General features: G+C 64.8%; 32 protein-coding genes and 1 tRNA gene. 23 read left to right on the forward strand and 10 right to left on the reverse strand.

What is annotated here, in order from left to right:
* Positions 1-46: 46 nt before the first annotated feature.
* Positions 47-514, reverse strand: coding sequence for a hypothetical protein (locus tag RQP53_RS03620; protein WP_315648682.1), 468 nt, complete (start codon positions 512-514; stop codon positions 47-49).
* A gap of 321 nt (positions 515-835) precedes the next feature.
* Between RQP53_RS03620 and RQP53_RS03625 the strand changes: the two genes are divergently transcribed.
* A complete protein-coding gene (locus RQP53_RS03625) occupies positions 836-1,375 on the forward strand; it encodes a hypothetical protein (RefSeq protein ID WP_315648683.1) in 540 nt (179 codons plus the stop codon).
* On the opposite strand, the gene RQP53_RS24675 is transcribed toward RQP53_RS03625, so the two are convergent.
* Entirely contained in the window at positions 1,376-2,008 is a 633-nt protein-coding gene (locus tag RQP53_RS24675) for a DUF4902 domain-containing protein (protein WP_350340385.1), read from the reverse strand. It lies immediately after the preceding gene.
* Between RQP53_RS24675 and RQP53_RS03630 the strand changes: the two genes are divergently transcribed.
* The 16 genes from RQP53_RS03630 (at position 1,896) to RQP53_RS03705 (ending at position 12,722) form a co-directional block, all read left to right on the forward strand.
* Positions 1,896-2,594, forward strand: a complete 699-nt coding sequence (locus RQP53_RS03630; RefSeq protein ID WP_315648684.1) for a helix-turn-helix transcriptional regulator — start codon at positions 1,896-1,898, stop codon at positions 2,592-2,594. The two genes, RQP53_RS24675 and RQP53_RS03630, sit on opposite strands and share 113 nt — an antisense overlap.
* 32 nt (positions 2,595-2,626) lie before the next feature.
* The gene (locus RQP53_RS03635) at positions 2,627-2,770 is read left to right on the forward strand and encodes a hypothetical protein (protein WP_315648686.1); all 144 of its coding nucleotides are present in this window, start codon (positions 2,627-2,629) and stop codon (positions 2,768-2,770) included.
* 122 nt (positions 2,771-2,892) lie between these two features.
* The gene (locus RQP53_RS03640) at positions 2,893-3,282 is read left to right on the forward strand and encodes a hypothetical protein (protein WP_315648687.1); all 390 of its coding nucleotides are present in this window, start codon (positions 2,893-2,895) and stop codon (positions 3,280-3,282) included.
* Positions 3,279-3,623 carry a hypothetical protein gene (locus tag RQP53_RS03645; protein ID WP_315648688.1) on the forward strand — a complete coding sequence of 115 codons (345 nt, stop codon included), beginning with the start codon at positions 3,279-3,281 and terminating at the stop codon, positions 3,621-3,623. Before RQP53_RS03640 ends, RQP53_RS03645 begins: the two co-directional genes overlap by 4 nt.
* A 235-nt stretch (positions 3,624-3,858) precedes the next feature.
* Positions 3,859-4,203: a hypothetical protein gene (locus RQP53_RS03650; RefSeq protein ID WP_315648690.1), complete on the forward strand. Its 345-nt coding sequence runs from the start codon at positions 3,859-3,861 to the stop codon at positions 4,201-4,203.
* Between the two features lie 36 nt (positions 4,204-4,239).
* Entirely contained in the window at positions 4,240-4,773 is a 534-nt protein-coding gene (locus tag RQP53_RS03655; RefSeq protein ID WP_315648691.1) for a hypothetical protein, read from the forward strand.
* An 11-nt stretch (positions 4,774-4,784) separates the two neighbouring features.
* Positions 4,785-5,426: a hypothetical protein gene (locus tag RQP53_RS03660; RefSeq protein ID WP_315648692.1), complete on the forward strand. Its 642-nt coding sequence runs from the start codon at positions 4,785-4,787 to the stop codon at positions 5,424-5,426.
* Positions 5,427-5,432: 6 nt separating this feature from the next.
* The gene (locus RQP53_RS03665) at positions 5,433-7,418 is read left to right on the forward strand and encodes a ParB/RepB/Spo0J family partition protein (RefSeq protein ID WP_315648693.1); all 1,986 of its coding nucleotides are present in this window, start codon (positions 5,433-5,435) and stop codon (positions 7,416-7,418) included.
* Positions 7,415-7,612 (forward strand): hypothetical protein, encoded by a 198-nt coding sequence (locus RQP53_RS03670; protein WP_315648694.1) that lies wholly within the window; start codon positions 7,415-7,417, stop codon positions 7,610-7,612. The genes RQP53_RS03665 and RQP53_RS03670 overlap by 4 nt, the downstream gene beginning before the upstream one ends.
* The gene (locus RQP53_RS03675; protein ID WP_315648695.1) at positions 7,609-7,989 is read left to right on the forward strand and encodes a hypothetical protein; all 381 of its coding nucleotides are present in this window, start codon (positions 7,609-7,611) and stop codon (positions 7,987-7,989) included. The genes RQP53_RS03670 and RQP53_RS03675 overlap by 4 nt, the downstream gene beginning before the upstream one ends.
* Positions 7,986-8,873, forward strand: coding sequence for a WDGH domain-containing protein (locus RQP53_RS03680; protein WP_315648696.1), 888 nt, complete (start codon positions 7,986-7,988; stop codon positions 8,871-8,873). The genes RQP53_RS03675 and RQP53_RS03680 overlap by 4 nt, the downstream gene beginning before the upstream one ends.
* Positions 8,873-9,151 (forward strand): hypothetical protein, encoded by a 279-nt coding sequence (locus RQP53_RS03685; protein ID WP_315648697.1) that lies wholly within the window; start codon positions 8,873-8,875, stop codon positions 9,149-9,151. Before RQP53_RS03680 ends, RQP53_RS03685 begins: the two co-directional genes overlap by 1 nt.
* On the forward strand, positions 9,148-9,525 hold the full coding sequence (locus tag RQP53_RS03690; protein ID WP_315648698.1) for a nucleoside triphosphate pyrophosphohydrolase family protein: 378 nt from the start codon (positions 9,148-9,150) through the stop codon (positions 9,523-9,525). The genes RQP53_RS03685 and RQP53_RS03690 overlap by 4 nt, the downstream gene beginning before the upstream one ends.
* An 11-nt stretch (positions 9,526-9,536) precedes the next feature.
* Positions 9,537-10,019 carry a hypothetical protein gene (locus RQP53_RS03695; protein ID WP_315648699.1) on the forward strand — a complete coding sequence of 161 codons (483 nt, stop codon included), beginning with the start codon at positions 9,537-9,539 and terminating at the stop codon, positions 10,017-10,019.
* Positions 10,016-11,800 carry a DNA cytosine methyltransferase gene (locus RQP53_RS03700; protein ID WP_315648701.1) on the forward strand — a complete coding sequence of 595 codons (1,785 nt, stop codon included), beginning with the start codon at positions 10,016-10,018 and terminating at the stop codon, positions 11,798-11,800. Before RQP53_RS03695 ends, RQP53_RS03700 begins: the two co-directional genes overlap by 4 nt.
* Positions 11,801-12,029: 229 nt before the next feature.
* Positions 12,030-12,722, forward strand: a complete 693-nt coding sequence (locus tag RQP53_RS03705; protein ID WP_315648702.1) for an ASCH domain-containing protein — start codon at positions 12,030-12,032, stop codon at positions 12,720-12,722.
* Positions 12,723-12,724: 2 nt separating this feature from the next.
* On the opposite strand, the gene RQP53_RS03710 is transcribed toward RQP53_RS03705, so the two are convergent.
* Positions 12,725-12,940, reverse strand: coding sequence for a hypothetical protein (locus RQP53_RS03710; protein ID WP_315648704.1), 216 nt, complete (start codon positions 12,938-12,940; stop codon positions 12,725-12,727).
* Between the two features lie 28 nt (positions 12,941-12,968).
* Between RQP53_RS03710 and RQP53_RS03715 the strand changes: the two genes are divergently transcribed.
* Together RQP53_RS03715 and RQP53_RS03720 are read left to right on the forward strand one after the other, a co-directional pair.
* A complete protein-coding gene (locus tag RQP53_RS03715; RefSeq protein WP_315648705.1) occupies positions 12,969-13,223 on the forward strand; it encodes a DUF4224 domain-containing protein in 255 nt (84 codons plus the stop codon).
* On the forward strand, positions 13,220-14,335 hold the full coding sequence (locus tag RQP53_RS03720; protein ID WP_315648706.1) for a tyrosine-type recombinase/integrase: 1,116 nt from the start codon (positions 13,220-13,222) through the stop codon (positions 14,333-14,335). Before RQP53_RS03715 ends, RQP53_RS03720 begins: the two co-directional genes overlap by 4 nt.
* A gap of 108 nt (positions 14,336-14,443) precedes the next feature.
* Here RQP53_RS03720 and RQP53_RS03725 read toward each other — a convergent pair.
* From RQP53_RS03725 to RQP53_RS03740, 4 genes are all read right to left on the reverse strand, one after another.
* Positions 14,444-14,531, reverse strand: a tRNA-Ser gene (locus RQP53_RS03725).
* Between the two features lie 95 nt (positions 14,532-14,626).
* A complete protein-coding gene (gene serS / locus RQP53_RS03730) occupies positions 14,627-15,925 on the reverse strand; it encodes a serine--tRNA ligase (protein ID WP_315648707.1) in 1,299 nt (432 codons plus the stop codon).
* An 87-nt stretch (positions 15,926-16,012) separates the two neighbouring features.
* Positions 16,013-16,990, reverse strand: a complete 978-nt coding sequence (gene ispH, locus RQP53_RS03735) for a 4-hydroxy-3-methylbut-2-enyl diphosphate reductase (protein WP_315648709.1) — start codon at positions 16,988-16,990, stop codon at positions 16,013-16,015.
* Between the two features lie 52 nt (positions 16,991-17,042).
* Complete coding sequence (locus RQP53_RS03740; protein ID WP_315648711.1) at positions 17,043-17,486, reverse strand: FKBP-type peptidyl-prolyl cis-trans isomerase; 444 nt, start codon at positions 17,484-17,486, stop codon at positions 17,043-17,045.
* A gap of 96 nt (positions 17,487-17,582) precedes the next feature.
* Between RQP53_RS03740 and radC the strand changes: the two genes are divergently transcribed.
* The 3 genes from radC to RQP53_RS03755 all read left to right on the forward strand — a co-directional run bounded on the left by radC (position 17,583) and on the right by RQP53_RS03755 (position 19,862).
* Entirely contained in the window at positions 17,583-18,257 is a 675-nt protein-coding gene (gene radC / locus RQP53_RS03745) for a RadC family protein (RefSeq protein WP_315648712.1), read from the forward strand.
* Positions 18,254-18,895, forward strand: a complete 642-nt coding sequence (locus tag RQP53_RS03750; protein WP_434064045.1) for a Smr/MutS family protein — start codon at positions 18,254-18,256, stop codon at positions 18,893-18,895. The genes radC and RQP53_RS03750 overlap by 4 nt, the downstream gene beginning before the upstream one ends.
* Positions 18,896-19,223: 328 nt before the next feature.
* Positions 19,224-19,862 carry a hypothetical protein gene (locus tag RQP53_RS03755; RefSeq protein WP_315648713.1) on the forward strand — a complete coding sequence of 213 codons (639 nt, stop codon included), beginning with the start codon at positions 19,224-19,226 and terminating at the stop codon, positions 19,860-19,862.
* A 33-nt stretch (positions 19,863-19,895) separates the two neighbouring features.
* On the opposite strand, the gene RQP53_RS03760 is transcribed toward RQP53_RS03755, so the two are convergent.
* The 3 genes from RQP53_RS03760 to RQP53_RS03770 are packed head-to-tail and all read right to left on the reverse strand — an operon-like array spanning position 19,896 to position 21,876.
* Positions 19,896-20,321, reverse strand: coding sequence for a group II truncated hemoglobin (locus RQP53_RS03760; RefSeq protein ID WP_315648714.1), 426 nt, complete (start codon positions 20,319-20,321; stop codon positions 19,896-19,898).
* A 29-nt stretch (positions 20,322-20,350) separates the two neighbouring features.
* Positions 20,351-21,157 (reverse strand): MinD/ParA family protein, encoded by an 807-nt coding sequence (locus RQP53_RS03765; protein WP_315648716.1) that lies wholly within the window; start codon positions 21,155-21,157, stop codon positions 20,351-20,353.
* A complete protein-coding gene (locus tag RQP53_RS03770; protein ID WP_315648717.1) occupies positions 21,154-21,876 on the reverse strand; it encodes a GGDEF domain-containing protein in 723 nt (240 codons plus the stop codon). Before RQP53_RS03770 ends, RQP53_RS03765 begins: the two co-directional genes overlap by 4 nt.
* A gap of 202 nt (positions 21,877-22,078) precedes the next feature.
* Between RQP53_RS03770 and RQP53_RS03775 the strand changes: the two genes are divergently transcribed.
* Positions 22,079-22,924, forward strand: coding sequence for a CheR family methyltransferase (locus RQP53_RS03775; protein ID WP_315648718.1), 846 nt, complete (start codon positions 22,079-22,081; stop codon positions 22,922-22,924).
* Positions 22,925-22,974 lie beyond the last annotated feature (50 nt).

The following is a 22,974-nucleotide window of genomic DNA, read 5'->3' on the forward strand; positions in this document are numbered from 1 at the left end:
GCCCCAATGAATCGTTATGCTGTCGGCTCAACGCTGCTGCCAGCGCTCAAGCACCGAACAACCAATGGAAAATCCGCTCGCCAAACTTGCGCTCGACTACTGGTACAAGGTGCTCATGGCCGCCGGCTTGGCTGTGTTTCTTGCCACCGGCGCTGGCTTGCTCCCCGCCTTTCCAACAGCCGCCACCGCTCTCACGGCGCTCGGCGTGTTCTTCGTGGGGGTGGGTGAGTGGATCAATCACCCCTTGCAGACCAGGTTGTTGCGAGCCACCGCCCGCTTTCCGGGCGGCGTTGTCACTGGCCATCCCCGAAGCCCGCACTTCGCTGGCATCGCCTTTGACGCTCTCGGCGCAGCGCTCATCAGCGGCGGGCTCTACAAGTTCCTGGCTTAAGCGATGCCCGCACTTTGGGCAGTTGAAGTAAAACGGAGTGATCGTTGCGCCCGGGGGAAGCTCGATATCTGCGCCGATCAGGTAAGGCCCGTGCTCGCTGTCAGAGAGCGGCTGAGCGAACATGGCGTTGACTGCGTCAGTTCGGCGCATGCTGAGCCCCCTGATGACCCGAAACAGGGACGGCGGGATTGGACGCTGGTGCTATTGCTTGGGCCATACGCCATTGCGCAGCCTGGACCATGCTTTGGTGATGCCGCTTCAGCTCGTCTGGCCACTGGCTGAGGGCGGAATGCGAAATACATAGCGCCTTGGCTGCACGCGTCACTGCACCACGCCCATTACCCCCCAAGAGGGTGATAGCTTCAGACTTAGTCATTTGTTCATAGTAGCATGCTTACTTACAATGGCAAGCACGCTCACTCGTTAGTGCACTAAATTCCAAGCATGGATTTGCAGCACCGCCTCGAACACGTGATGCGCACCATGGGCTGGGATCGCGGAGACTTGATCCGCATATCCAAACAGTCCAGCTCGGTGGTGTCGCAGTGGCTTGGCCATGGCAGCAAGCCAATTAAGAGCATCGCAAAGCTTGAAGCCGCCGAGGCGCTTGCCAGGGCGAGCGGCTTCAACGCGTTGTGGATTGCCAGAGGCAAAGGCGCCCCTCGCCCAGCAGATGATGACGCCATCGCGAAGGGCGTCTGGCCTTTTGAGCGCGTCACACTGGCACAGTTGTTGGCACTTGACCCCGCGATGCGCGCGAGGCTGGAAGCCATGATTGAAGGCGCTATTGCATGCAATGCGCCTGCGCCATTCGCGGCGACTCGATCTGCTTGGCACGGCACCGCCATGCAAATTGCAGCTGCCGTCGATGCCGTCAATAGGACCGATCAGTTCACACGGTTCATCGAGTCCATTGACCGGCAGTTTGAGTCGGCCCGGCCAATTGCTGAACTGCCCGACAGCGCCGTCAAACCGACAAGGTAGTCAGCCGGCGATCAGCCCCCGAACTTGCGATGGCCAATCAAACTCGGCTAGCGCGCGAGCAAAGACATGCGCTGCCTCAAGCCGGTTTAGCGCAGCATCGTTGGCATCCAGCAGCCGTGCATTGCTACGGATCATGAACTGATCTAGTACACAGATCTCACTGTCGCCAGGCGCAGCAAACCAGCGCCAAGTTAGGTAAAGCGGCCTTTCACAGTTCACGCTCAGATAAGTGCAAACGCCAGTGAGGCCTGAGCACATTGGCGTTTCGAAGACGCCTTCGACGCGACTGGTGTAGTGCCCCCATTGAACGCGGCAGAGCTCTGGCCAGCGCATAGCGACTCCGAGCCAGTTCGCCCAGTTCTCGGGCGTTGACTCGTAAGCTCGCTCATCAACAAGGTAAGTGGGCAACATCAGGAGGCCGACTTTCCCCGATTTTTGACCTCTGCGCAACCTGCAATCAGTAGCAGGTTGCGTTAGTCGGCTAACTGAACCACAATCTAACGTCCTAATTGGGGTTGCCATGCTTACTTCCAACGCAATCTTTGCCGCGCGTACAGGCAACGAGTTCCGCGATGAGTTGATCCGATTCACGCACGAGCTTGGCTTTCCGACTTGCGACGTGACAGCGTTCATTCGTCGCGGGAACACTAGTGATGAAGATCACATCTACATCGACAATCTTCCCAGGTCTGACGAATGGAAGCACCTCGACCCCGGCCTTGGGAAGCGCTGCCCCGTGATGCAACACTGCAAGACTTCCAGCCTGCCTACGGTATGGGATGAGTCGACCTACAGGAAGCACAACTGCCTCGATATCTTCGATGCTATCTCAGCATTGGGCCTCCGCAGCGGCGCTTCCGTGTCCCTACATCTGCCAAGCATTTGCTTTCAAGTGTCAGTCCACTCTGACTTGCCACTTGAATCGAAGGCCCTCGGTCGGACCCTAAGCAAACTCACAAGTTTTGCAAGCGCAGCGCTCGTGCCAGCAGAAGCACTTTTCTTCGCCGCCTCCTCAGGTTTTGATGTTCAGTCGCTGACCCGCATAGAGCGTGAAGCTTTGGCCTGGATCAGCGATGGCATGACCGTCGAGCAAGTTGCCAGAAAGTTATCGATGTCCATTACTGATACTGAACAGATGCTAGGGCTGGCGGCCAAAACATTGGGTTGCAGCTCTTCACAAGGCGCTTCCTTGAAAGCGATGCGGCTGGGTATCATTTAGACCGCTCTGCCACACCACTTTTTGGAGAACCCATGAATGAGCATCTGAACCCGGTCGACCAGCCTGTTGAATTGTCCGACGAAGATCTGAAGCACGTCGCCGGCGGGAATGACACCCCACCGCCGCCGCCCCAGCCGCAAGCGGAAGTCACCCCCGGCCCACTGCCAACGCACTAAGGCGACAACACCCGTCGGTAACGGCCCGCCTCAGGCGGGCTTTTTTTCGCCCGAAATGGTTAGCGTATTGACATTGTTAGTACGCCTGCTAATCTCCCGCTTACCAACTAGCGGAGTTAGCAATGGAGAGCCAATCCGGAATCCAGTCTCTTGCAGGCACCCAGTCCCCGACTGCGCAATCACCCGATCCCAGCCGCATCGTCGCAGTCGTGCATCACTCTCGGCGGGCGCTGAAGCCAGTTGTCGGCCGCTCCAGCTGGTGCCGCCGTGCGCACGCTTACCTGAAAGCCTGGGGACTGCGCCGCCGCATCAGCCGGCTTGAGAACGCACGTGTTGAGTTGGTGCACTGGATGGCGATGGACGAGGCCTCTTGCGCCGCCATGCGTATCGACTACAAGAAGAGTCCGGTGCTGATGGACCGCATGGCCCGCGACAAGATCGAACTGGCCAACATGGAGGCCCGCATCGAGCAGATGCTGGACGACCTGCAGGCGATGGAGCAAGCGCTGTGAGCCGCGCCCTTGCCCTCACTGGAACCGCCCAGCGCGCACTGGCCGCTTACATGGTGAAGCGCCTGACGAAGGAGCTGGCCGAGGCAGCCACCAAAGCTGAACAGCCAGGCGCCTACGCGAAGGCGGACGCCGCCAGCATGCGGAACACTTCGCTCGAATACGCCCTCGTTTGCCTCATTGGAGCGCTCGGTGGTGAAGCGGCTGAGCGCGAATTCAGGCAGTCGCTGGGCAAGCACTGGAACGAGGAGCAGAGCATCCCTCTTCAGGGCCAGTCGATCCGCGAGCACGCCTACATGCTTGCCAATTCAGCCGGGCTGGCAGCGCGGAGAGCAGCATGCTGAGCTCGCTCAACCCTATCCCAGCTCCCAACGCGTGGATGGCTGCCGAGTCGCGCAGCTATCGCGCTTGCGCCCTGTGCGAACACGGCGCCGGCGATCTGCTGCACCGCGTGTGCTGCTGCCCCGGCCAGGTGCCGCGCGGCGGCATGCCGGTGAGCCTCGCGCGCTCTGCCACGGGGCCTTGCGGCCCGGATGCGCGGCACATGTCAGCCCCGTGGCTGCGCCTGCAGGCCTGAGCATGCAGCGCGATCTGCAGCCCACCAGCGAGGACCTCCAGACCGCCTGGGATCTCGTCGCGCACCGTGATTGGCCCAGTCTGCACGAGCTGGCCCTCGCAGCCGCTCGCTACAAGGTGCTGCAGGGCGCCGCGCTGCGCGTCGCCCGCGGCGAACGCGTCACCCGCGACAACACGCCCGAGCCGCAGGCCCCCGCTGTGCAAACGCCTGCACACGCGGGAGCCTCGCACGCCCCTCACTCGCAGCACCGCTCCGCTGGCCCGGTGCTGCCCAGCGTCCACCCGCACAGCCACGCACGCGCCTTCGACGCCAAACGCGCAGCTGCCGGCGACCGCGACGACGACTGACCGGCCAGCACCACCACCCACATACGAGGCACCACCATGCCGCACCACCACAAGCGCCACGACCGGCGCGACCGCTTCGCCCACGCTGCATTTGCCATCCCGCTGGAGGAAACGCCACTGGGCATTGCGCTCAACCAGGCCGCCACACTGCTGCCTGCCGAGCGCGCGCTGATCACCGAGCCAATGCAGGCGGCCTTTGACGCGCTGCGCGCGGCCCAGGGCGACGCAAGCCAGCTGGCACACATCATCGACGCCATCAACATCGGCAACGAGATCGCCCGCCGCTACCAGATCGCCTCAGACCACCAGGCCACTCGCGATGCCGCCCAGGCTGCTGTTATCGCGCTGCTCGAACGCGCCCAGGCTACGGGCCGCTGGACGCTACGCGGCGCCGAGATCGCGGCATTTGACGACGCGCTGTGGATCTTCAGCGTGCAGCTGCAGTTCGTCAGCCGCGGCGAACTGGCGACCTGCACCCGAGTGCTCAAGGCCCGGGCGCGCTCAGCACTGGCTGGCAACACGGGCCCGGGCGTGCGCGTCTTCAATGCGCCCGCGCCATCGCACGCGTGAAAGGGCCCGCCATGATCTACACCCCACGCGACGGCTCGGTGGCAGATCGCTACCTCACCTGGCTGCGCGCCAATCCGCTCGAAGAGCTGACGGCGCTTGAGATCGCGCAGCGCTTCGGCACGAGCAGCGCCAGCATCCCCGCCCTTCTCGCCTCAGCGCTACAGAGCAAGATGCTTACGCGCCAACGCGATGCGCAGGGCAACATGGTGTACATCGCCGGCCCCGAGTTGGCGAGGGTGCGCCCCGCCCAAGCGCCGGCAGCGGCCAAGGAAGGCGCGGTGCCAGTGCTCACCGCCGCCACGACACTCACATGGCCGGCCGAAGTGCCGCCGCTTGACCTCGTCATTCCTGTGATGGCCACCGGCAAGCCAGCCAGCAAAAGCCCAACCCCCTTGCTGGACCTGAACGCCATCACCGTGCGCCGCGGCATCCCTGCGCCTGTCACCCGCGAGAGCATCCAGCGGGCGTTCTTCAAGCTGCTTGATCGCTTGGACGCGCCGAGCAGCGGTGCCGACGTTCAGTCCCATTACCGCGCGCCGCTGCAGCGCGCCATTCGCCAATACGTGGCCCAAGCCCCGCACCAGGACAAGCGCTTCTGCCTGCTTCCGAGTGACCAGGGCAAGGCCTTCTTCCTGCTCTATCGCGAGGCCTGATTTGCCATGAGTACCACCGCAATTGAACCGTTGAACCCCTCCACCGCCGAGGCCGCCCAGCACCTGCCGCTGACGCTGTTCCGCCGCAGCCCGACGAATCCGCGCACGCGCTTCACGCCGGCCAAGATCACCGAGCTGGCCCAGAGCATCAAGAAGCTCGGCGGCAATTTCACCCCGATCCTGGCGCGACCGAACCCTGACTACACGCCGACGAACGGACAGCCCCCGTTTGAGATCGTGGCCGGCGAGCGCCGCTGGCGTGCCAGCATCGAGGCGCAGATGCCCACCATCCTGGCGCTGGTGCGCAACCTCACCGACTTTGAGGCGCTGGAGATTCAGCTGATCGAGAACATCGACCGCGAGGATCTGCACCCAATGGAAGAGGCCCATGGCATGCAGGCGCTGTTGCGGCAGCCCAAGGGGCTACAGGGCTACACCAGCGTGGACGAGCTGGCGGCGCGCCTGAGCCGCAGCCGCCGCTGGGTCTACAACCGGCTGCAGCTGCTGCAGCTCTGCCCTGCCGCACAAGAGGCTTTCCTCGACGACAAGCTGCAGGCCACGGTGGCGCTGCTGATCGCGCGCATGCCCAACGAAGCCCAGCAGACCGAAGCCACGGAGCGCCTGCTCGCCGGTTGGGGCGGCGAGCCCTTCAGCTACCGCGCCGCCAGCGAGTTCCTGCAAAAGGAATACATGCTGCGCCTGGACGCTGCGCCCTTCGATGTGCATGCGATCTACCCGACAGCAGGCCCCTGCGGCAACTGCGCCAAGCGCAGCGGCGCCACGCCAGAGCTGTTCGACGACGTCAAGGGCGGCGACATGTGCCAGGACAGCGCTTGCTACCACGCCAAGGAAGCGGACGCCCGCGACGCTCTGCTGCAGTCCGCGCGCGACGCCGGCCACACCATGATTGCTGGCGAGGATGCCCGCCGCATGGTGCCCAGCCCCAACTACCTGCCGCCTGGCCATCTGTGGTTCGACCAAGCCGCTCCCACGCTCACTGCCGACCCGCGCACGCTGCGCGAGTTGTTTGGCGCGAAGCAACGCGACGCCGTCACGGTCGACCACCCGAGCGGCAAGATCTACACGCTGGTGCCCATTGCATCGGCCAAGAAGGTACTCAAGGCCAAGGGGCTGTTGCGTGAAGAGGCGCCCGCGCCGGCTGAAGCGCCCCGCCCAACGTTGTCGGCTGCAGCCGCTGCCGTCAGCCCGCCTGCAGCTACCCCAAAGCAGCCTGCGCCCACTGCCGAAAAGCCTCGCACCGCTGCGCAGCTGGAGGCCGCCATCGAAACGCGCGCCAACGCCTTGCTCGGGCAGATGCTGTTCAAGGCCATCGGTGATGCACTGAGTGCGGCCGAGGAGCCACCGCTGCTGATCCTGCGCTTGGCGATCCGCCAGCTGATGGAGCACACCAGCGCCGAGGGCAACCAGCTGCTGTTCGACGCACGCGGCTGGAAGCAGCCGACCTCCAGCGGCCGATACGACGATGCGCTGGCTTCCGAGCTCGGCCAGCTGGACGGCGGCGAACTCGCCGAGGTGCTGGGCCTGGCGCTCTGCGCCGAGGACCTGACGGACGAGGGCCGCTGCCTGGAAGTCATGCGCGACGAAGATCTGCCCGCGCTGCGCCTGGCTGATGTGTTGTGCATCGATGCGACCTCGATCGAGGACGAAGCCCGCGATGCCGCCGAGCTGCAGATCGGCAACGAAGAGCAGCGCCGCCGAGGCATCGCTGCGGCGCCCAAGCCCGATGCCACTGCCGCCTTCATCACGGCACACGCAGCGCCCGCCGTGGCATCCAAGCCCGGCGCCAAGGTTCAGATCAAGTACCGCAACCCGGCGACCGGCGAGACCTGGAGCGGCCGTGGCCTGCAGCCCCGCTGGCTGAAGGCCGCCCTCGCCGCCGGCAAGACGCTTGCCGACTTCGACACCAGCATCGCGTCCGCGGACACCGCGCCTGCCGCCAACGATGAGGCCGAGGAGGCCGCAGCAGCATGATGCCCATCCAACCCATCGAACACGCCAAGATCGCCTGCTACGGCATCTGCTGCGCGAAGCATGGCGACTGCCAGCACTACCACGCTGTAGAGGCCGCCACGACCCATCACGTGATCGCCAGCTGCGACGACGGACACGGCCATCTGCCGGCGTTCAAGGCCGTCAGCCGAGAAACTGCAGCGGAGGCCACATGAATACACCGGAAGGCCTCTCCCCTGCCGCCGACTTCATCGGCAAGACAGTCCTTGTCACAACGGACAACTGGTTCTATGCGCCCAATGGCTGCCAGTACAGAGCCGCCTTCGGCACCTTGCTGAGCATCGACACCGCCGAGCAAACGCTAGGCGTAAAGCCCAACGGGCGAAGCACGAACTGGTACCTGCGCATCGGCAAGCTCGTCATCGCTGGCTGCCAGGTGCACTACGTGTTGGCTTGCGACGGCTGCAATCTCGGCCAAGCGGCAGATTGGACTGCCAACGATGGCAAGCTCAACCAGTACGAGCGCCCTCCAGCCATCTTCGATGCCGACAACAACGCCACCTGGCCTGCAACCGCAACGGAGGCCACTTGAGCGACGACGCTTTCTCCCTCAACCGGGACGTGCACGCGGCACTGCCCAGAGACGCCATCGCCGCGCATGCGGCGGTGGACGCCCTATTGTTTGAGTTCCAGGCACAAGAAGCCCGCACCGATGCAGCCTACAAAGAGCGCAACCAGGTGGTCGCCGCGCTGGCCCGATGCTTTCCTTCGGGCATAGCGCAAACGCCCATCGAGGGCTGGGCGCCTGAGTGGTGTAACTGCGTCTATATCGATCTGCCCACCGGCCAGGCCAGCTGGCACTTCCACACCCGCGAGGCGCACCTTTTCGCTGGATTGCCTAACTACCCAGGTCAATGGGATGGGCACACCACCGAGGAGAAATACGAACGCCTCGCGCGACTGACTGCCACGCCCAAGGTTGAGCAGCTGGCCGCAGCGATGCCTGTGTGCTCATGCCCAAGCGGCGATGGTTCGCTGCGCTGGCCGTGCTCGGTCCATCCAGCAGCACCACAAGCGCAGCCCGACCAAGCAACCAACGCAGGGCTGATCGCTGCAGACGGCCACTTGTCAGCGTTGGTTGACGAGGCACAGGGCCTGCTTGCTGAGCTGGTGGAATATGCCCGCGCCCTTGAAAGCAACACACGCGGCGGCCAGTCTGAGCGCGGCGAGGTGCCGCTGATGGACCGAGTTGATGACTGGCTTGCGGCCCGACCGGATGTTGAGCCGGCACCACAAGTGCGTGAGCCGATGAGCCCGGAGGAAGAGCTGCGCGAATTCGAAGCTCATGCGTCAGAACTTGGTCTTGATCTGACGCGCTTCGATGGCATAGCAGCACCGTGGCGCAGCGTCGAAACCAGCAAGCACTGGCAGACGTGGAGAGCCCGCGCCGGCATCGGCGGCAACGGAGGTGTGTGATGTTCGGACTCACCAAACGCGAACAGCGCTGGAAGGCCGAGCAGCAGGCTGCCGATCTGTATCTCAGCCTCGTCGGCACAACGCTCAAAGCCGCCGCAGCCGTGCGCGTGGCCGAGGTGGAGGCTGATGCCGAGCTGGTCCGACTTCGCCAGGAAAACGCCAGCCTCGTCAGCGACCTCCAGATGAGCACTCGCGTCATCAACATGCAGATCCAGACCATCAAGGAACTGGAGGCGCAGATCGCCGCACTTTCCAACGGCAACCGAGGACAGCCATGAGCAACGACCAAATTCAGATGGAAGCCACCACGCGCCGGCCAGCAGAAATGATCGGTGCCGTCTGGCAAGAGCTTGAGACTGCGTGCGCCAAGTTCCCGACCTGGCCGACTGCCCCGCTGCACGCTCTGGCAGTGTTAGGCGAAGAGTTTGGCGAGTTGACGAAGGACGTGCTGCAGATGGCCTATGAGCCCGGCAAGACCAGCGCCGAGAACGTGCGCAAGGAAGCGATCCAGACTGCTGCGATGGCCCTGCGCTTCGTCGCCAGCCTGGATGCCTACATCTACAAGGCCGGCGAGCAGCATCGTCAGGAGCAGTGGCAAGCCCATCGCGATGCGTACTCCGCCAGCGGGAGCCTTCATCCCTGCTACGACTGAGGAACCAACCAATGAGTTATGACACGCTGGCGCAGGCGCTGCGCGACATCATCGACCCTATCGCTCACATGGAGCGCAACCTTGAAGAAGGGTACAGCCTTGATGGGCACGCGGCACTTCGCGCAATCAACTCCCGCGAGTTCTACGTGAATTTGGCCCGCCAAGCCCTCTCCACCGCAGAGGCAGAGAAGCCGACGCAAGCAGCCCTGGACGTACTGGCCGAGCGCCAGCGCCAGATCGACGCCGAGGGCTGGGCGCCGGAGCGTGACGACGCCTACACCGACGACGAGCTCGCGAAAGCAGCCGCCGCGTATGCCATGTGTTCGGTCACAACCGACCGGGGGCACCTTGCACTTAGCCTCTGGCCCTGGGATCACGAGTGGTTCAAGCCGTCCGGCAGTCGCCGCAACCTCATCAAGGCCGGCGCCCTGATCCTGGCCGAGATCGAGCGCCTGGATAGGGCGCAGCTCAAGCAAGCAGGGAGCGCTCAATGACGCCCGTCGAGATCCGCCATTTCCATCTGTTCGCCGGCCTGGGTGGCGGCGCACGCGGCTTCAACCGCGGCGAATCCCGCGTCGGCCAGCTGGAGGCTCGCTTCCGCTGCATTGGCGGCATCGATGTTGACCCGGCGGCCATGCGCGATTTCCAGCGCCTGGCCGGCGTGCCCGGCACCGTGCTGGACATGTTCGACCGCGAGCAGTACCGCGCCTTTCACGGCGCCGAGCCTGCGGCCGACTGGCGCGAGGCCACGCCGCAGGACATTCAGCGCGCTGCAGGCGGCGAGCGCCCGCACATCGTCTTCCTGTCGGCCCCTTGCAAGGGCTTCAGCGGCCTGCTCAGCGAGAGCAAGAGCAAGACGGCCAAGTACCAGGCCTTGAACAGGCTCACGCTGCGCGGCGTCTGGCTCATGCTGGAGGCCTGGGCCGACGATCCGCCAGAGCTCGTGCTGTTCGAGAACGTGCCGCGCCTGGCCACCCGCGGCCGCGCGCTGCTGGACCAGATCACGGCGATGCTGCGCGCCTATGGCTACGCCACGGCCGAGACGACGCACGACTGCGGCGAGCTGGGCGGCCTGGCCCAGAGCCGCAAACGCTTCCTGCTGGTGGCTCGCCATATCGCCAAGGTGCCGCCGTTACTGTACGAGCCGGAGCGCCGTCCGCTACGCGCCGTGGGCGATGTGCTCGGCCGCATGTTGATGCCTGGCGATCTGCGCGCCGGGCCAATGCACCGCGTACCGGCGCTGCAGTGGAAGACCTGGGTGCGTCTCGCCTTCGTCGAGGCCGGCAGCGACTGGCGCAGCCTGAACCGGCTCGCGATCGAGGGCGGCCAGCTGCGCGACTATCTGATCGTGCCGTCAATGCACAACGGTGGCCTCGGCGTGCATCGGTGGGAAGAACCGACTGGTGTGATCGCGGGTGCCAGCCGCCCAGGCAATGGCTCATTCTCGGTGGCTGACCCGCGCGCTCCGGATGGAGCCCTGCAATATCAGAACTATGGCGTCTTGCCCTGGGACCAGCCCAGCGGCACCGTCATCGGTGTGAAGAGCCCCGGCCAGGGCACCTACAGCGTGGCAGATCCGCGTCTGCCCGAATCTTCAGCAAGGCACACCCAGATGTTCCGCGTGGTCCGATGGGATCGCCACTCTGCGACGGTGACGGGAAGCCAGCAAGTTGGAAGCGGCGCCGCCTGCGTGGCCGATCCGCGCAACCACGGCGCCGACTTCGCCAAATACGCTGTGGCCGACTGGCAGCGCCCCGCTGGCACCGTCATTAGTGGCAGCACCACCGGCCAAGGCGCCTATGCCGTGGCCGACCCACGCAGCGGCATGGACGCCGACCGCGCTGCCTACCTGACCGGCGGCCACTACGGCGTGATGCGCATGGACCAGCCGGCCGGCGCGGTGAGCGCTGCAGCGTGCCACGACAACGGCAGGTGGTCGGTTGCTGACCCGCGCCTGCCCGAGTCCACCGACAACCTGGTGGCCATCATCCGCGCCGAGGACGGCACCTGGCACCGGCCATTCACCACGCTGGAGCTGGCCGCCCTGCAGTCGCTGGTCGACCCCGAGGAACAGCTGGAGCTCGACGGCCTCAGCGATCAGGCCTGGCGCGAACGCATCGGCAACGCCGTGCCCAGCGACGCGGCCCAGGCCATCGCCAGCGAGATGGGCCGCACCCTGCTGCTGGCCTGGAGCGGCGAAACGTTTCAGCTCAACGCTGCGCCGGTGTGGGTTCGGCCGGTGGCTGTTGGGCTTAGCGTCGCACAGGGGGCTTGATGACTCTAGCTTTTAACAATCGTCCAGCCGGCGTGGTCATCGTTTCGATCGTCATCAAGCTGAAGAACGGCTCCGCAGGTTTTGCATCGGTAGTCCGATACGGAGCCAATAGCCATAGCGCCTGTGTGCTTCCGCCGGGCAGTTTGCTCCAACGCGGAATGTGCCGGCTCCTTCCTACCAAGGCCATCTTGCCTCAAGCAATCGCTACATGCAGCCATTGGAGTCTCCCTTGAAAGAACTCCCAATCTTATTCTCGGCCGCCATGGTCCGCGCCATCATGGCCGGAACGAAGACGCAGACGCGGCGGGTAGTGCGCAAGCAATTTGAAGCCGACGCCATCGTCGCAGAGGTGCCGGCGATAACACCTGAAGGCTGGCAGGTCAGCGGACATTCCGGCCGGTGGTGGGACGACGCCAGTGCGAACCTCGATGATGCGGTGCCCTGCCCCTACGGCAGGCCCGGCGACAGGCTGTGGGTGCGGGAGAGCTTTCGCATCGGCGAAGACCTCGGCGCCGGCTGGGAACCTTGGATGTCTACCGGCGACCGCTTCGTCGCCTACGACTCGCCGGCTGCTGACGAATACTGTGTGCCAGCGGACTACACCATCCCGCGCAATGCTCGTGAAGTGCACAACTGCGAGGGCACCGACGAACACTGGCGGAGCTTCGGCCCAATCCCCAGCATCCACATGCCCCGTTGGGCCAGCCGCATCACGCTTGAGATCACCGGAGTGCGCGTCGAGAGGCTGCAGGACATCAGCGAGGCGGATGCACAGGCCGAGGGCGTCAAGCACAGCCTCCACCTTCCCGGTGGGCGATTTGCTCGCGAGAACTTCGCGCACCTGTGGTGGACGATCAATGGCGACGGGGCATGGGAAGCCAATCCCTGGGTCTGGGTCGTGACGTTTCGGAGGCTGCCATGACGTCAGGGCGCCCCGCGCTGCACGCGCGATCCCAGCACCGTGATGCCCCGCCGGCCATCTGCCATCGGCGCGGTGGCCAGGCCCAGGTCTTGAAAGCGCTGCTGCATCTCTTCGCTGACCACGCGCCCTTCCGGCGCCTGCGGGATGAACCACAGCGCCGCGGCCTCTTCCTTGGTCAGCATGGCACGAATCTCGGTGGCGGTCTTGGCTTGAGTCATGCCCGCCACCATACCACCGGAGGCTGATGTGAACGCCATACTCGGACTACCCCAGCGCGATGAGCTGCAACTCACTGCTGAAGAACTTGAACGCATGACCGGCACGCCAGTTCCACGCCTGCAAATTCACTGGCTCGAATCCAACGGTTGGAAGTTCATCAAGACCCGCGCCGGCGTGCCGGTTGTTGGCCGGCTGTACGCGAACCTGAAGATGGGCGGCGTTGAAATGGCTAATATCGTTGCTCCCGAGGCCTGGGAGCCCGACTTCTCATCCGTGCAATGAACCGCCCCAAGTCCACCGGCCGCAACCTACCGCCGCGCATGCTGCCCCGCGTACGCACGCTCAAGAGCGGCGAAGTCTGGGTCGGCTACTACTACAACGGCCGCGACGACGCTGGCAAGCGCAAAGAGATCCCGCTCGGCACTGACCTTGCAGAGGCCAAGCGCAAGTGGGCCGAGCTGGAGCACGTGCCCCCGCCTGCCGAATCCGGCACGATGGCCGTGGCCTTCAACCGGTACGAGCTAGAGGTGATCCCCAAAAAGGCGCCCAAGACTCAGGTTCTGAACCTGGCTGAGCTGGAGAACCTGCGCGCGGTGTTTGCATCAGCACCCTTCAAGGCCGTGCTGCCCAAGCACATCGCTGGCTACCGCGACAACCGCAAGACCAAGCGCCGGCTGCGCAAGGACGGCACCGTTCGCGATCCAGGCGGCAAGCCCGCGCCAGTAGCAGCCAATCGCGAGCTGGCCCTGTTCAGCGACATCTGGAACATGGCCCGCGAATGGGGCTACACCGACCGCGAGAATCCCTGCCGTGGTGTGAGCAAGAACGAGGAGACGCCGCGCGACTTCTATGCAGACCCTGAAGTCTGGGCCGCCGTGCGCAGCCAGGCGCCGCAGGAGCTGAAGGACGCCATGGATCTGGCCTACCTCAGCGGCCAGCGGCCAGACGATGTGTGCGGCTTCACCGTCAAGCACATCATCGACGATGCACTAACCGCCAAACAGGGCAAGACCGGCAAGCGCCTGCGCATCGATCTGACCGACCGCGAGACTGGCGTGCGGACCGAGCTCGGCCAGCTGATTGACCGCATCAAGGCACGATCAGTTCGCACGCTTGCTCTGCTGGCCACGCCCGAAGGCAAGCCGCTAACACGGCACATGCTGCGCACCCGCTTTGAGGATGCCCGAGCAGCAGCACTGGCCCAGGCTCTGGCCGCCAAAGACGCCGACCTGGCCGCCCGCATCAAGCAGTTCCAGTTCCGCGACGTGCGCCCGAAAGCGGCCAGCGAGATCGAGGACATCGCCCAGGCGCAGAAGCTGCTGGGCCACACCAAAGAGCAGATCACCCGCACCGTGTACCGCCGCGTTGGCGAGCGCGTGAAGCCCACGAAATAGGCCGTTTTCGCCTGAGTTGCGGAAATGGGTTGCGGAAATGGGGCTCAGAAAGCAAAAACCCCGCACTTGGCGGGGTTTTTTAAGTCCTTGATTTACAAGGCTTTCTTCTGGAGGAGAGGGGGGGATTCGAACCCCCGAGACGTTTCCGTCCGCCTGATTTCGAGTCAGGTACATTCAACCACTCTGCCACCTCTCCGGAATTTCGGTGCTCGCGTTGGTTGCTGCGAGTAAGCCCGCTAGTATAGCGAGCTTTTTAGAGACTTCAAAGGTTTTTTGAAAACTCTTTGAAAATCACTCCGCGCGCAGCAGCTCGCGACCACCCAGATAGGGGCGCAGCACCTCGGGCACCGTGATGCTGCCATCGGCGTTCTGGTAGTTCTCCAGCACGGCCACCAGGGCGCGGCCGACGGCCAAACCCGAGCCATTGAGCGTGTGCACCAGCTCGTTCTTGCCCTGCTCGTTCTTGAAGCGAGCCTGCATGCGCCGTGCCTGGAAGGCGCCCATGTTGGAGCAGGAGCTGATCTCACGGTAGGTGTTCTGCGCCGGCACCCAGACTTCGAGGTCATAGGTCTTGACCGCACCAAAGCCCATATCGCCGCTGCACAGCAGCACGGTACGGTAGGGCAGACCCAGCTTTTGCAGGATGGCTTCGGCATGCAGCGTCATCTCCTCGAGCGCGGCCATGCTTTTCTCCGGATGCTCGATGCGGACCATCTCGACCTTGTCGAACTGGTGCTGTCGGATCAAGCCGCGGGTGTCACGGCCGGCGCTGCCCGCTTCCGAGCGGAAACAGGGGCTGTGCGCCGTCAGCTTGATCGGCAGCTGGGCAGCATCCAGCACCTGCTCGCGCACCGTGTTGGTCAGCGAGATCTCCGAGGTCGAGATCAGGTACTGCTCCTGCGCCTCGGCGTCGCCGCCGCGCAGCACCCAGAACATGTCTTCCTTGAACTTGGGCAGCTGGCCGGTGCCTTCCAACACCTCGCGGTTGACGATGTAGGGCGTGTAGCACTCGGTGTAGCCATGCTCGTCGCTCTGCGTATCGAGCATGAACTGCGCCAGCGCGCGGTGCAGCTTGGCCGCCGGGCCGCGCAGGAAGGAGAAGCGCGAACCGCTCAGCTTGGCGCCAGTCTCGAAATCCAGGCCCAGCGGTGCGCCCAGGTCGACATGGTCCTTGATCTCGAAGTCAAAGCTGCGCGGCGTGCCCCAGCGGCGCACCTCGACATTGCCGCTCTCATCGGCGCCGACAGGCACGCTTTCATCGGGCAGATTGGGCACGCTCATCAGCATCACATTGAGCTCTTGCTGAATCGCCTCCAACCGCTCCGCGCCGGCCTTCAGCTCCTCGGCAATCGCACCGACCTGCGCCATCAGCTCGCTGGCGTCCTCGCCCTTGCCCTTCTTCATGCCGATCTGCTTGGACAGGCTGTTGCGCAGCGCCTGCAGTTCCTCGGTGCGGATCTGCACGCCCTTGCGCTCGCTCTCCAGCGCGCCAAAGCGGGCCACATCGAGAAAGGCTTGCGGGTTCTTGCGGGTGTTCAGGCGCACCACGACAGCGTCGAGGTCCTTGCGCAGCAGGGTAATGTCAAGCATGGGGTCTATTCCTTGAAACTGGGCTGAATTCTATGAAAGCGAAACGGCGCCACTGCTGGCGCCGCCTGGAGCATCAAGCACCAGGCTTCAAGATCGGGAGGCGGCCACCTCGGCCATGGACTTGTCGCCCAGGCCCAGCGGCAGCGGGAATCGCACATGCTCTTCAACGCCCGGCAGGCTGCGCACCGAGGTCGCGCCCAGCTCGCGCAGCCGGCTGATCACCGCCTGCACCAGCACATCGGGCGCCGAGGCGCCGGCGGTCAGACCCACGCAGGCACGGCCGTCGAACCAGGCCGGCTGCAAATCATCGGCAGCGTCGACCATATAGGCCGGTGTGCCCAGCCGCTCGGCCAACTCGCGCAGCCGGTTGCTGTTGGAGCTGGTCGGGCTGCCGACAACGACGACCACATCCACCTGCGGCGCCATCACCTTGACGGCATCCTGGCGATTCTGCGTGGCGTAGCAGATGTCCTGCTGCTTGGGCTCACGCACCAGCGGAAACTGGCGTTTGACGGCCGCCAGGATGTCGGCTGCGTCGTCAACGCTCAGGGTGGTTTGCGTCACCACGGCCAGACGCGCCGGATCCTTGACTCGCACATGAGGCACGTCGGCTGCGTCCTCGACGAGGTAGATCCCGTCGCTCAGCTGCCCCATCGTGCCTTCGACCTCGGGATGCCCCTTGTGGCCGATCATGATGAATTCGTAGCCTTCCTTGTGCAGCTTGGCCACTTCGACATGCACCTTGGTCACCAGCGGGCAGGTCGCGTCAAAAACCTGGAAGCCGCGCTCGGCCGCCTCGCGACGCACCGCCTGGCTGACGCCATGGGCGCTGAACACCAGCGTGGCGCCCGGCGGCACCTCGGCCAGCTCCTCGATGAAGATGGCACCCTTGGCCTTCAAATCATTGACCACATAGGTGTTGTGCACGATTTCGTGGCGCACATAGATGGGCGCGCCAAACTTGGTCAGCGCACGCTCGACGATCTCGATCGCGCGGTCGACGCCAGCACAAAACCCGCGTGGCTCGGCCAGCAGGACTTCTTTCTCATTCATCGATGGATTCATTCTCGTTTTCAGGGCATGCGCGAGTCTACCCAAGCCTCGTGGCGGATCATGCTCAGAGCACGCCGATCACCTGCACCTCGAACAGCACCGGCTGGCCGGCCAGCGGGTGGTTGAAGTCAAACAGCAACCAGTCCTCACCCACCTCGCGCACCAAGCCGGCATAGCTGCCCTGCCCGTCCGGCGTTGGGAACTGGACCACATCGCCGGGTCGGTATTCCTCGTCAGGATCGCCCAGCTGGCGCAGCAGGCTGAGCTTGACACGTTGCAGCATGTCAGGATTGCGCGGCCCGAAGGCTTCGCCGGCGGCCAGTTCGAACTGGGTGCGCGTGCCTTCGGGCAGGCCGATCAGCCGGGCCTCGATCGCCGGCGAGAGCTCGCCGGTGCCCAGCGACAGCGTGGCCGGCTTGTCGGCAAAGGTGTTGATCACGTCGGTGCCATCCAGGCCCGCCAGACGGTAATGCAGGGTCAAGAAGGACCCTTGTTGAATGAGGTTCACGGTGATTGCGGCCCTGCGGCCGCCGGCATGGAATGCGTGGATTTTAGGCTTGCCCGACAATGCGGCCTTCCTCAGCCCGCCAATGCCCTGCCCGCCATGCCGCTTGACCACCTGCCGCCCGAGTCGCGACCGCGTGAAAAGCTGCTGGCCCGCGGCCCTGCCGCCTTGGCCGATGCCGAACTGCTGGCCCTGCTGCTTCGCTCCGGCATCAAGGGCAAGCCGGTGCTGCAGATGGCTCAGCAGTTGCTGGACGAGTTCGGTGGCTGGGCCGGCTTACTCAATACCGAGGCCAAGGATCTGGCCCGCATCAAGGGCCTGGGCCCGGCCAAACGGGCCGAAATCGCCGCCGTGCTGGAGATCGCGCGCCGCTCGCTGAACCAGCAGCTGGCGCGCCGGCCGGTGTTTGAGTCGCCTGAGTCGGTCAAGCAGTTCCTGCAGCTGCAGCTGGCCGCGCTGGATCACGAGGTCTTTGCCCTGCTCTTGCTCGATGCCCAGCACCGGCTGATCGCGATGGAAGAGCTGTTTCACGGCACGTTGACCCAGACCAGCGTCTACCCCCGCGAGGTCGTCAAGCGGGCGCTGGCCCATGGCGCTGCGGCCGTCATCCTCGCGCACAACCACCCCTCCGGCGTGGCCGAACCCTCGCGCGCCGATGAATCACTGACCCAGGCCCTGCGCAGCGCGCTGGCCCTGGTGGATGTGCGCGTGCTGGACCATCTGGTCGTCAGCCAGGGCTCGGCCGTGTCGATGGCCGAACGGGGGCTGATGTGAGCGAGAAGCTGAACAGCCTGCAGGACCTGCGCAGCCTGCAGCGTGAGCTGATGCTGCGCCGCCGTCTGGCCGAGGAACGCGCCGAGCGGGAGGCCGCCGCCGCGCGGCTGCGCGAGCGCGAGGCGCGGCTGTTCGAGCTGAGCGTGGGCGTGGTGACGCCGCTGGCCCAGCCCCCGCGGGTGCTACACCGGCTGACCCCGCCAGCGCCGGAGCCGCGCCAGCGCGAGGCCGACGAGCGCTTGGCGCTGCAGCAGGCCTTGTCTGACGACTTTGATGTTGACTCGCTGCTGGAAACCGACGAGAGCCTGTCCTTCCGCCGCCCGGAGATCAGCCCCGAGGCGGTGCGCAAGCTGCGCCGTGGTCATTGGGCGCTGCAGGGGCAGATTGATCTGCATGGCCTGCGCCGCGACCAGGCCCGCGAGGCCCTGGGCCAGTTCATCCACGACAGCGCCCGACGCGGCCTGCGCTGCGTGCGCGTTGTTCACGGCAAGGGCAATGGTTCACCCGGCCGCGAGCCGGTGCTCAAGAGCCGTGTGCGTCGCTGGCTGGTGCAAAAGCAGGAGGTGCTGGCCTTCGTTCAGGCCCGCGCCAGCGATGGCGGCGCCGGCGCGCTGATGGTGCTGCTGATGCAGGTCTGAGCCCGCGTCTTCATGGTCAACCACCATCGAGCTTTATAGCCTTGGCATACGGCGCGCAGTGTTGCTCGCAGCGCAAGTGAGCGTCAAAAAATCGGCTTGACCTGGATCAGACCCGCTCGCTAGTCTGGTGCTGCGGAACATCGGTGTCAGCGCAGTGCATCAAGGCCTGGCTGTTTGGGGCTTGATGGCGCCGTGGATCGAGGAGCGACAGCGACAGGCCTGTGCGGCAAGCACGGGGTGATCGCTGTCACGGCGCAGGGCTGCGCCACCGTGGATCGTGAAAAGCTGTACCCATCAACCTTTGACACGACAAGGCCACAGCATGAACATGACGCGTCCCTCCGAAGCCCCTTCCCGCTTCACCGGCATCGGCCTGGTGGCAGCGGTTCACCTGCTCGCCATCTGGGCGCTGGTGAGCGGTCTGAGCAATCACTGGAAGAAAACCGAACCGTCGCTCGCCCAGGTGGATCTCATCGAAAAGACGGAGCCACCACCACCGCCGCCCAAAATCGTGCAGATCGAGGCGCCCAGCCAGCAACTGCCCGACAAAGTTCAGATCGTCGTGCCCGAGATCACCATCATCGAGACCAGCGACAGGCCGCTGATCCAGACCAGGCCGCTGGACGTGGGGCTGACGACGAGCACACCCGGCACAAGCGTCGGCGTGGTGGAAAAGACACCGGGCACGCCGACCGTTGCCAAGACTGAAAAACCCGGCGCCATCTGCACCCGCATGGGCCAGCCCGAGGCGCCAGCGATGAACTGGAGTGGTGACGCCGTGCTGCGCGTGCTGGCCACTGTGCAGGCCGGGCGTGTGACTGGCGTCGAGTGGCTGGCGGTCAGCGGCGTCGGCGATGCGCGCGCCCGGCGCGCGATGCAGGCGGCGGTCGAAAACACGCTGCGCAGCAGCTATGAATGCCCGGGCGAGCATCGCTTCGAACAGGAGTTCCGCTTCAGGATTGACTGAAGCCCCAGCGCCCCCATGGCGCCGCGGCCTGGCTCAGATATTGCGCATCCAGTCCGCGGTGTTCATGAAGGCGCCGTCCAGGCGCTGCTGAAGCTCGCCGTCAACAGCCAGCTCCTGCATCGCCTGGCGCATGCAGGCCATCCATTGATCACGTTCGGCGATGCCGATGCGAAACGGCAGATGCCGGGCGCGCAGCCGTGGGTGGCCGAATCGCTCGATGAAATAGTCCGGCCCACCCAACCAGCCGCAGAGGAACCAGAACAGCTTGTCGCGCGAACCCTCCAGCGAACTGGGGTGCAGGGCGCGCAGGCCAGCATAGGCCGGCTCCAGGTCCATCAAATCGTAGAAGCGGTCGACCAGGGCGCGCACCTGCGCTTCGCCGCCGAGCCAGTCGTAGGCGCTGGCCGGCGTGTTGGCGGGGGCTGGCGAGGAAGAAGTCGAGTCGGCAGAAGCAGTCATCGCCCGAGCTTACCAAGCCCCGGGGCGCCTCAGCTCAGCAGCTTGGCCGCCAGCGCCTTGATCGCCTGCGCGGCGTCGCAGCCCGGATAGTGCTCCAGCATCAGCTGGCGCTTGAGCACCGCCTGGCGCACCGTCGGATCGACCTTGACCTCGCCCCACAGCTCCAGCTTGAAGCTCTGGCCCGGCGCCGGGCCAACAAAGCGCTGCAGCACCTGCTGCAACTGCCCGCAGATCAGCTTGCCCTCGCCGGCACGTGAGGCCTGGTTGACGACCAGGCCAACGTGTCGCCGGTCCTGCTGCGTGGCCAGCACCTTGATGGTGGCGTAGGCGTCGGTCAGCGAAGTCGGTTCGGGCGTGGCCACCACCAGCACATCGGTGGCCAACGACACGGCAAACAGCACCACATCGGAAATGCCGGCGCCGGTATCGAGCAGCACCCAGTCAAAGCGCGGCTTGACGATCTCGACGATGTTCAGCAGCTTGTCGCGCACCTCAGGGGTCAGCCGCGAGTACTCGACCATGCCGGAGCCGGCCAGCAGCACCGAAAACCCGCCCGGCGCGGGCAGGATGGCCTGCTCCAGCGTTGCCTTTTCGGTGAAGACATCGTGCAGCGTCAGCTTGGGGTGCAGATTGAGCACCACATCCAGATTGGCCAGGCCAAGGTCAGCATCCAGCACCAGGACCTTCTGGCCGCGCGCTGCCAGGGCCGCGGCGAGGTTGGCGGTGACAAAGGTCTTGCCCACGCCGCCCTTGCCGCTGGTCACGGCCAGGGTCTTGGCGCCGCTGCGTGGGCCGGGCATCTTGGGTGGTGCAGCAGGAGCAGGTGTCGTACTCATTCACTATCCTGTTGCGTTACGGCAAACAACATGCCTTTTTCCTCGGCGCTGACCAGCGACTCGACTTGCATTTCCAGACAGGCGCGGTTGCGGCCTTCGGCCTTGGCGCGGTAGAGCTGCCGATCGGCCCGCTCCATCCACAGCAGCGACGACGATCGCACCCACTGCGGCGCAAAGGCACCGCCCAAGCTCACCGTCGCCTGCAGCGAGACACCCGAGGGCAATTGCACGACCGAGGCTGCCACCCGTTCGCGGATGCGCTCGGCCACGGTAGCGCCAAAGGTCGCCGGGCAATTGGGCAGGATGACGGCAAACTCCTCGCCGCCCACACGCGCCACCGTGTCCATCGGCCGCACCGTCTGTTCGACGGCCCGCGCGACGGCCTGAATGACCAGGTCGCCGGCCGCGTGGCCATGGGTATCGTTGACCGACTTGAAATGGTCGATGTCCAGCATCAGCAGCAGCGCCGGCTCGCCCGAGCGGGCGACGCGGTCGACCTCGCGCGACAAGGCCATCTCGAAACTGCGCCGATTGACCAGCCCGGTCAATGCATCCTTGCTCGACAGATCACACAGGGCATCAATGACGGCCTGCAGCCAGGCTTCGCTATAGGGCTCGGCTTCGGGCAGCAAGGCCCCTGCCTGTTGCAGCAGCTGCAAGGCCAGGTCGAGCTGCAGCTCGTGGGGATTGATCAAGGTGGTCTGGGGGCTGGATTCCAAAGGTTTCCCCTGAGGATGCCGCGGCAGTCTAGCAGTGCGTTTCTGCCACAAGGGGCGCGAATTACGGGCGCAAGCGCCACTTGTTCCTGTTTTCACAACAGGCCCTGGCGTCGACACTGCAAAAGACCGGAGAATCAATCAGGCGGAGGGTTTGCGCCCTCCGTTGGACAACCAGAAGCGAGTCCCCTACATGCGCGCAGCCATGCCAGCGACCCCGCCTCCCGCCGAGGCCGTGGATCATGAGTTCAGCTTCAGTCGCGCCGACTTCGATCGCGTGCGCCAGCTGATCTACCAGCACGCCGGCATCAGCCTGCACGACGGTAAGCACGCGATGGTCTACAGCCGGCTGTCCCGCCGGCTGCGCGACACCGGCCACCGCAGCTTTGCCAGCTATCTGCAATGGCTGGAATCGGTCACCGGCCCGCAGGGCGAGCAGGAATGGCAGGAGTTCGTCAACTGCCTGACCACCAACCTCACCTCCTTCTTCCGTGAGGAACACCACTTCCACGCGCTGGCCGAGGATCTCAAACCCTTGGCCGGCAAGCCGGTGCGCATCTGGTGCTGTGCCGCCTCCACCGGCGAGGAGCCCTATTCGATCGCCATCACCTGCCATGAGGCCCTGGGCGGCAATGCGCAGGTGCAGATCGTCTCCAGCGACATCGACACCAATGTGCTCAACACCGCGCGGCGCGGCGTCTACAACAGTGATGCCCGTGGCCTCTCGCAGCCCCGGCTGCGCAACTACTTCATGCGCGGCACCGGGGCCAACGAGGGCCGCATGCGGGTCAAGCCCGAGCTGCAGCGCTGGATCGACTTCCGCACGCTGAATCTCATGCACACGCAGTGGTCGCTGGGCGAGCCCTTTCACATCGTCTTCTGCCGCAATGTGATGATCTATTTCGATGCGCCAACGCAGCGCAAGGTGCTGGAGCGCATTCACAAGGTGATGCGCCCCCACGGGCTGCTGTTTGTAGGCCATTCGGAGAACTTCACCGAAGCCAAGGACCTGTTCCGGCTGCGCGGCAAGACCATCTATGAACGGGTCTGATCAACACCTTTGATTGCGCCTCAATAGAACAACCAACTGGCCGATAAAGC

It is taken from the genome of Roseateles aquae (assembly GCF_032337115.1).
Classification (GTDB): domain Bacteria; phylum Pseudomonadota; class Gammaproteobacteria; order Burkholderiales; family Burkholderiaceae_C; genus Roseateles_C; species Roseateles_C aquae.

Coding starts and splice junctions, on each gene's coding strand:
- RQP53_RS03620 (WP_315648682.1), bottom strand. CDS start 514: ATGTTCGCTCAGCCGCTCTCTGACAGCGAGCACGGGCCTTACCTGATC.
- RQP53_RS03625 (WP_315648683.1), top strand. CDS start 836: ATGGATTTGCAGCACCGCCTCGAACACGTGATGCGCACCATGGGCTGG.
- RQP53_RS03630 (WP_315648684.1), top strand. CDS start 1,896: ATGCTTACTTCCAACGCAATCTTTGCCGCGCGTACAGGCAACGAGTTC.
- RQP53_RS24675 (WP_350340385.1), bottom strand. CDS start 2,008: ATGAACGCTGTCACGTCGCAAGTCGGAAAGCCAAGCTCGTGCGTGAAT.
- RQP53_RS03635 (WP_315648686.1), top strand. CDS start 2,627: ATGAATGAGCATCTGAACCCGGTCGACCAGCCTGTTGAATTGTCCGAC.
- RQP53_RS03640 (WP_315648687.1), top strand. CDS start 2,893: ATGGAGAGCCAATCCGGAATCCAGTCTCTTGCAGGCACCCAGTCCCCG.
- RQP53_RS03650 (WP_315648690.1), top strand. CDS start 3,859: ATGCAGCGCGATCTGCAGCCCACCAGCGAGGACCTCCAGACCGCCTGG.
- RQP53_RS03655 (WP_315648691.1), top strand. CDS start 4,240: ATGCCGCACCACCACAAGCGCCACGACCGGCGCGACCGCTTCGCCCAC.
- RQP53_RS03660 (WP_315648692.1), top strand. CDS start 4,785: ATGATCTACACCCCACGCGACGGCTCGGTGGCAGATCGCTACCTCACC.
- RQP53_RS03665 (WP_315648693.1), top strand. CDS start 5,433: ATGAGTACCACCGCAATTGAACCGTTGAACCCCTCCACCGCCGAGGCC.
- RQP53_RS03670 (WP_315648694.1), top strand. CDS start 7,415: ATGATGCCCATCCAACCCATCGAACACGCCAAGATCGCCTGCTACGGC.
- RQP53_RS03675 (WP_315648695.1), top strand. CDS start 7,609: ATGAATACACCGGAAGGCCTCTCCCCTGCCGCCGACTTCATCGGCAAG.
- RQP53_RS03685 (WP_315648697.1), top strand. CDS start 8,873: ATGTTCGGACTCACCAAACGCGAACAGCGCTGGAAGGCCGAGCAGCAG.
- RQP53_RS03690 (WP_315648698.1), top strand. CDS start 9,148: ATGAGCAACGACCAAATTCAGATGGAAGCCACCACGCGCCGGCCAGCA.
- RQP53_RS03695 (WP_315648699.1), top strand. CDS start 9,537: ATGAGTTATGACACGCTGGCGCAGGCGCTGCGCGACATCATCGACCCT.
- RQP53_RS03700 (WP_315648701.1), top strand. CDS start 10,016: ATGACGCCCGTCGAGATCCGCCATTTCCATCTGTTCGCCGGCCTGGGT.
- RQP53_RS03710 (WP_315648704.1), bottom strand. CDS start 12,940: ATGACTCAAGCCAAGACCGCCACCGAGATTCGTGCCATGCTGACCAAG.
- RQP53_RS03720 (WP_315648706.1), top strand. CDS start 13,220: ATGAACCGCCCCAAGTCCACCGGCCGCAACCTACCGCCGCGCATGCTG.
- serS (WP_315648707.1), bottom strand. CDS start 15,925: ATGCTTGACATTACCCTGCTGCGCAAGGACCTCGACGCTGTCGTGGTG.
- ispH (WP_315648709.1), bottom strand. CDS start 16,990: ATGAATCCATCGATGAATGAGAAAGAAGTCCTGCTGGCCGAGCCACGC.
- radC (WP_315648712.1), top strand. CDS start 17,583: ATGCCGCTTGACCACCTGCCGCCCGAGTCGCGACCGCGTGAAAAGCTG.
- RQP53_RS03755 (WP_315648713.1), top strand. CDS start 19,224: ATGACGCGTCCCTCCGAAGCCCCTTCCCGCTTCACCGGCATCGGCCTG.
- RQP53_RS03760 (WP_315648714.1), bottom strand. CDS start 20,321: ATGACTGCTTCTGCCGACTCGACTTCTTCCTCGCCAGCCCCCGCCAAC.
- RQP53_RS03765 (WP_315648716.1), bottom strand. CDS start 21,157: ATGAGTACGACACCTGCTCCTGCTGCACCACCCAAGATGCCCGGCCCA.
- RQP53_RS03775 (WP_315648718.1), top strand. CDS start 22,079: ATGCCAGCGACCCCGCCTCCCGCCGAGGCCGTGGATCATGAGTTCAGC.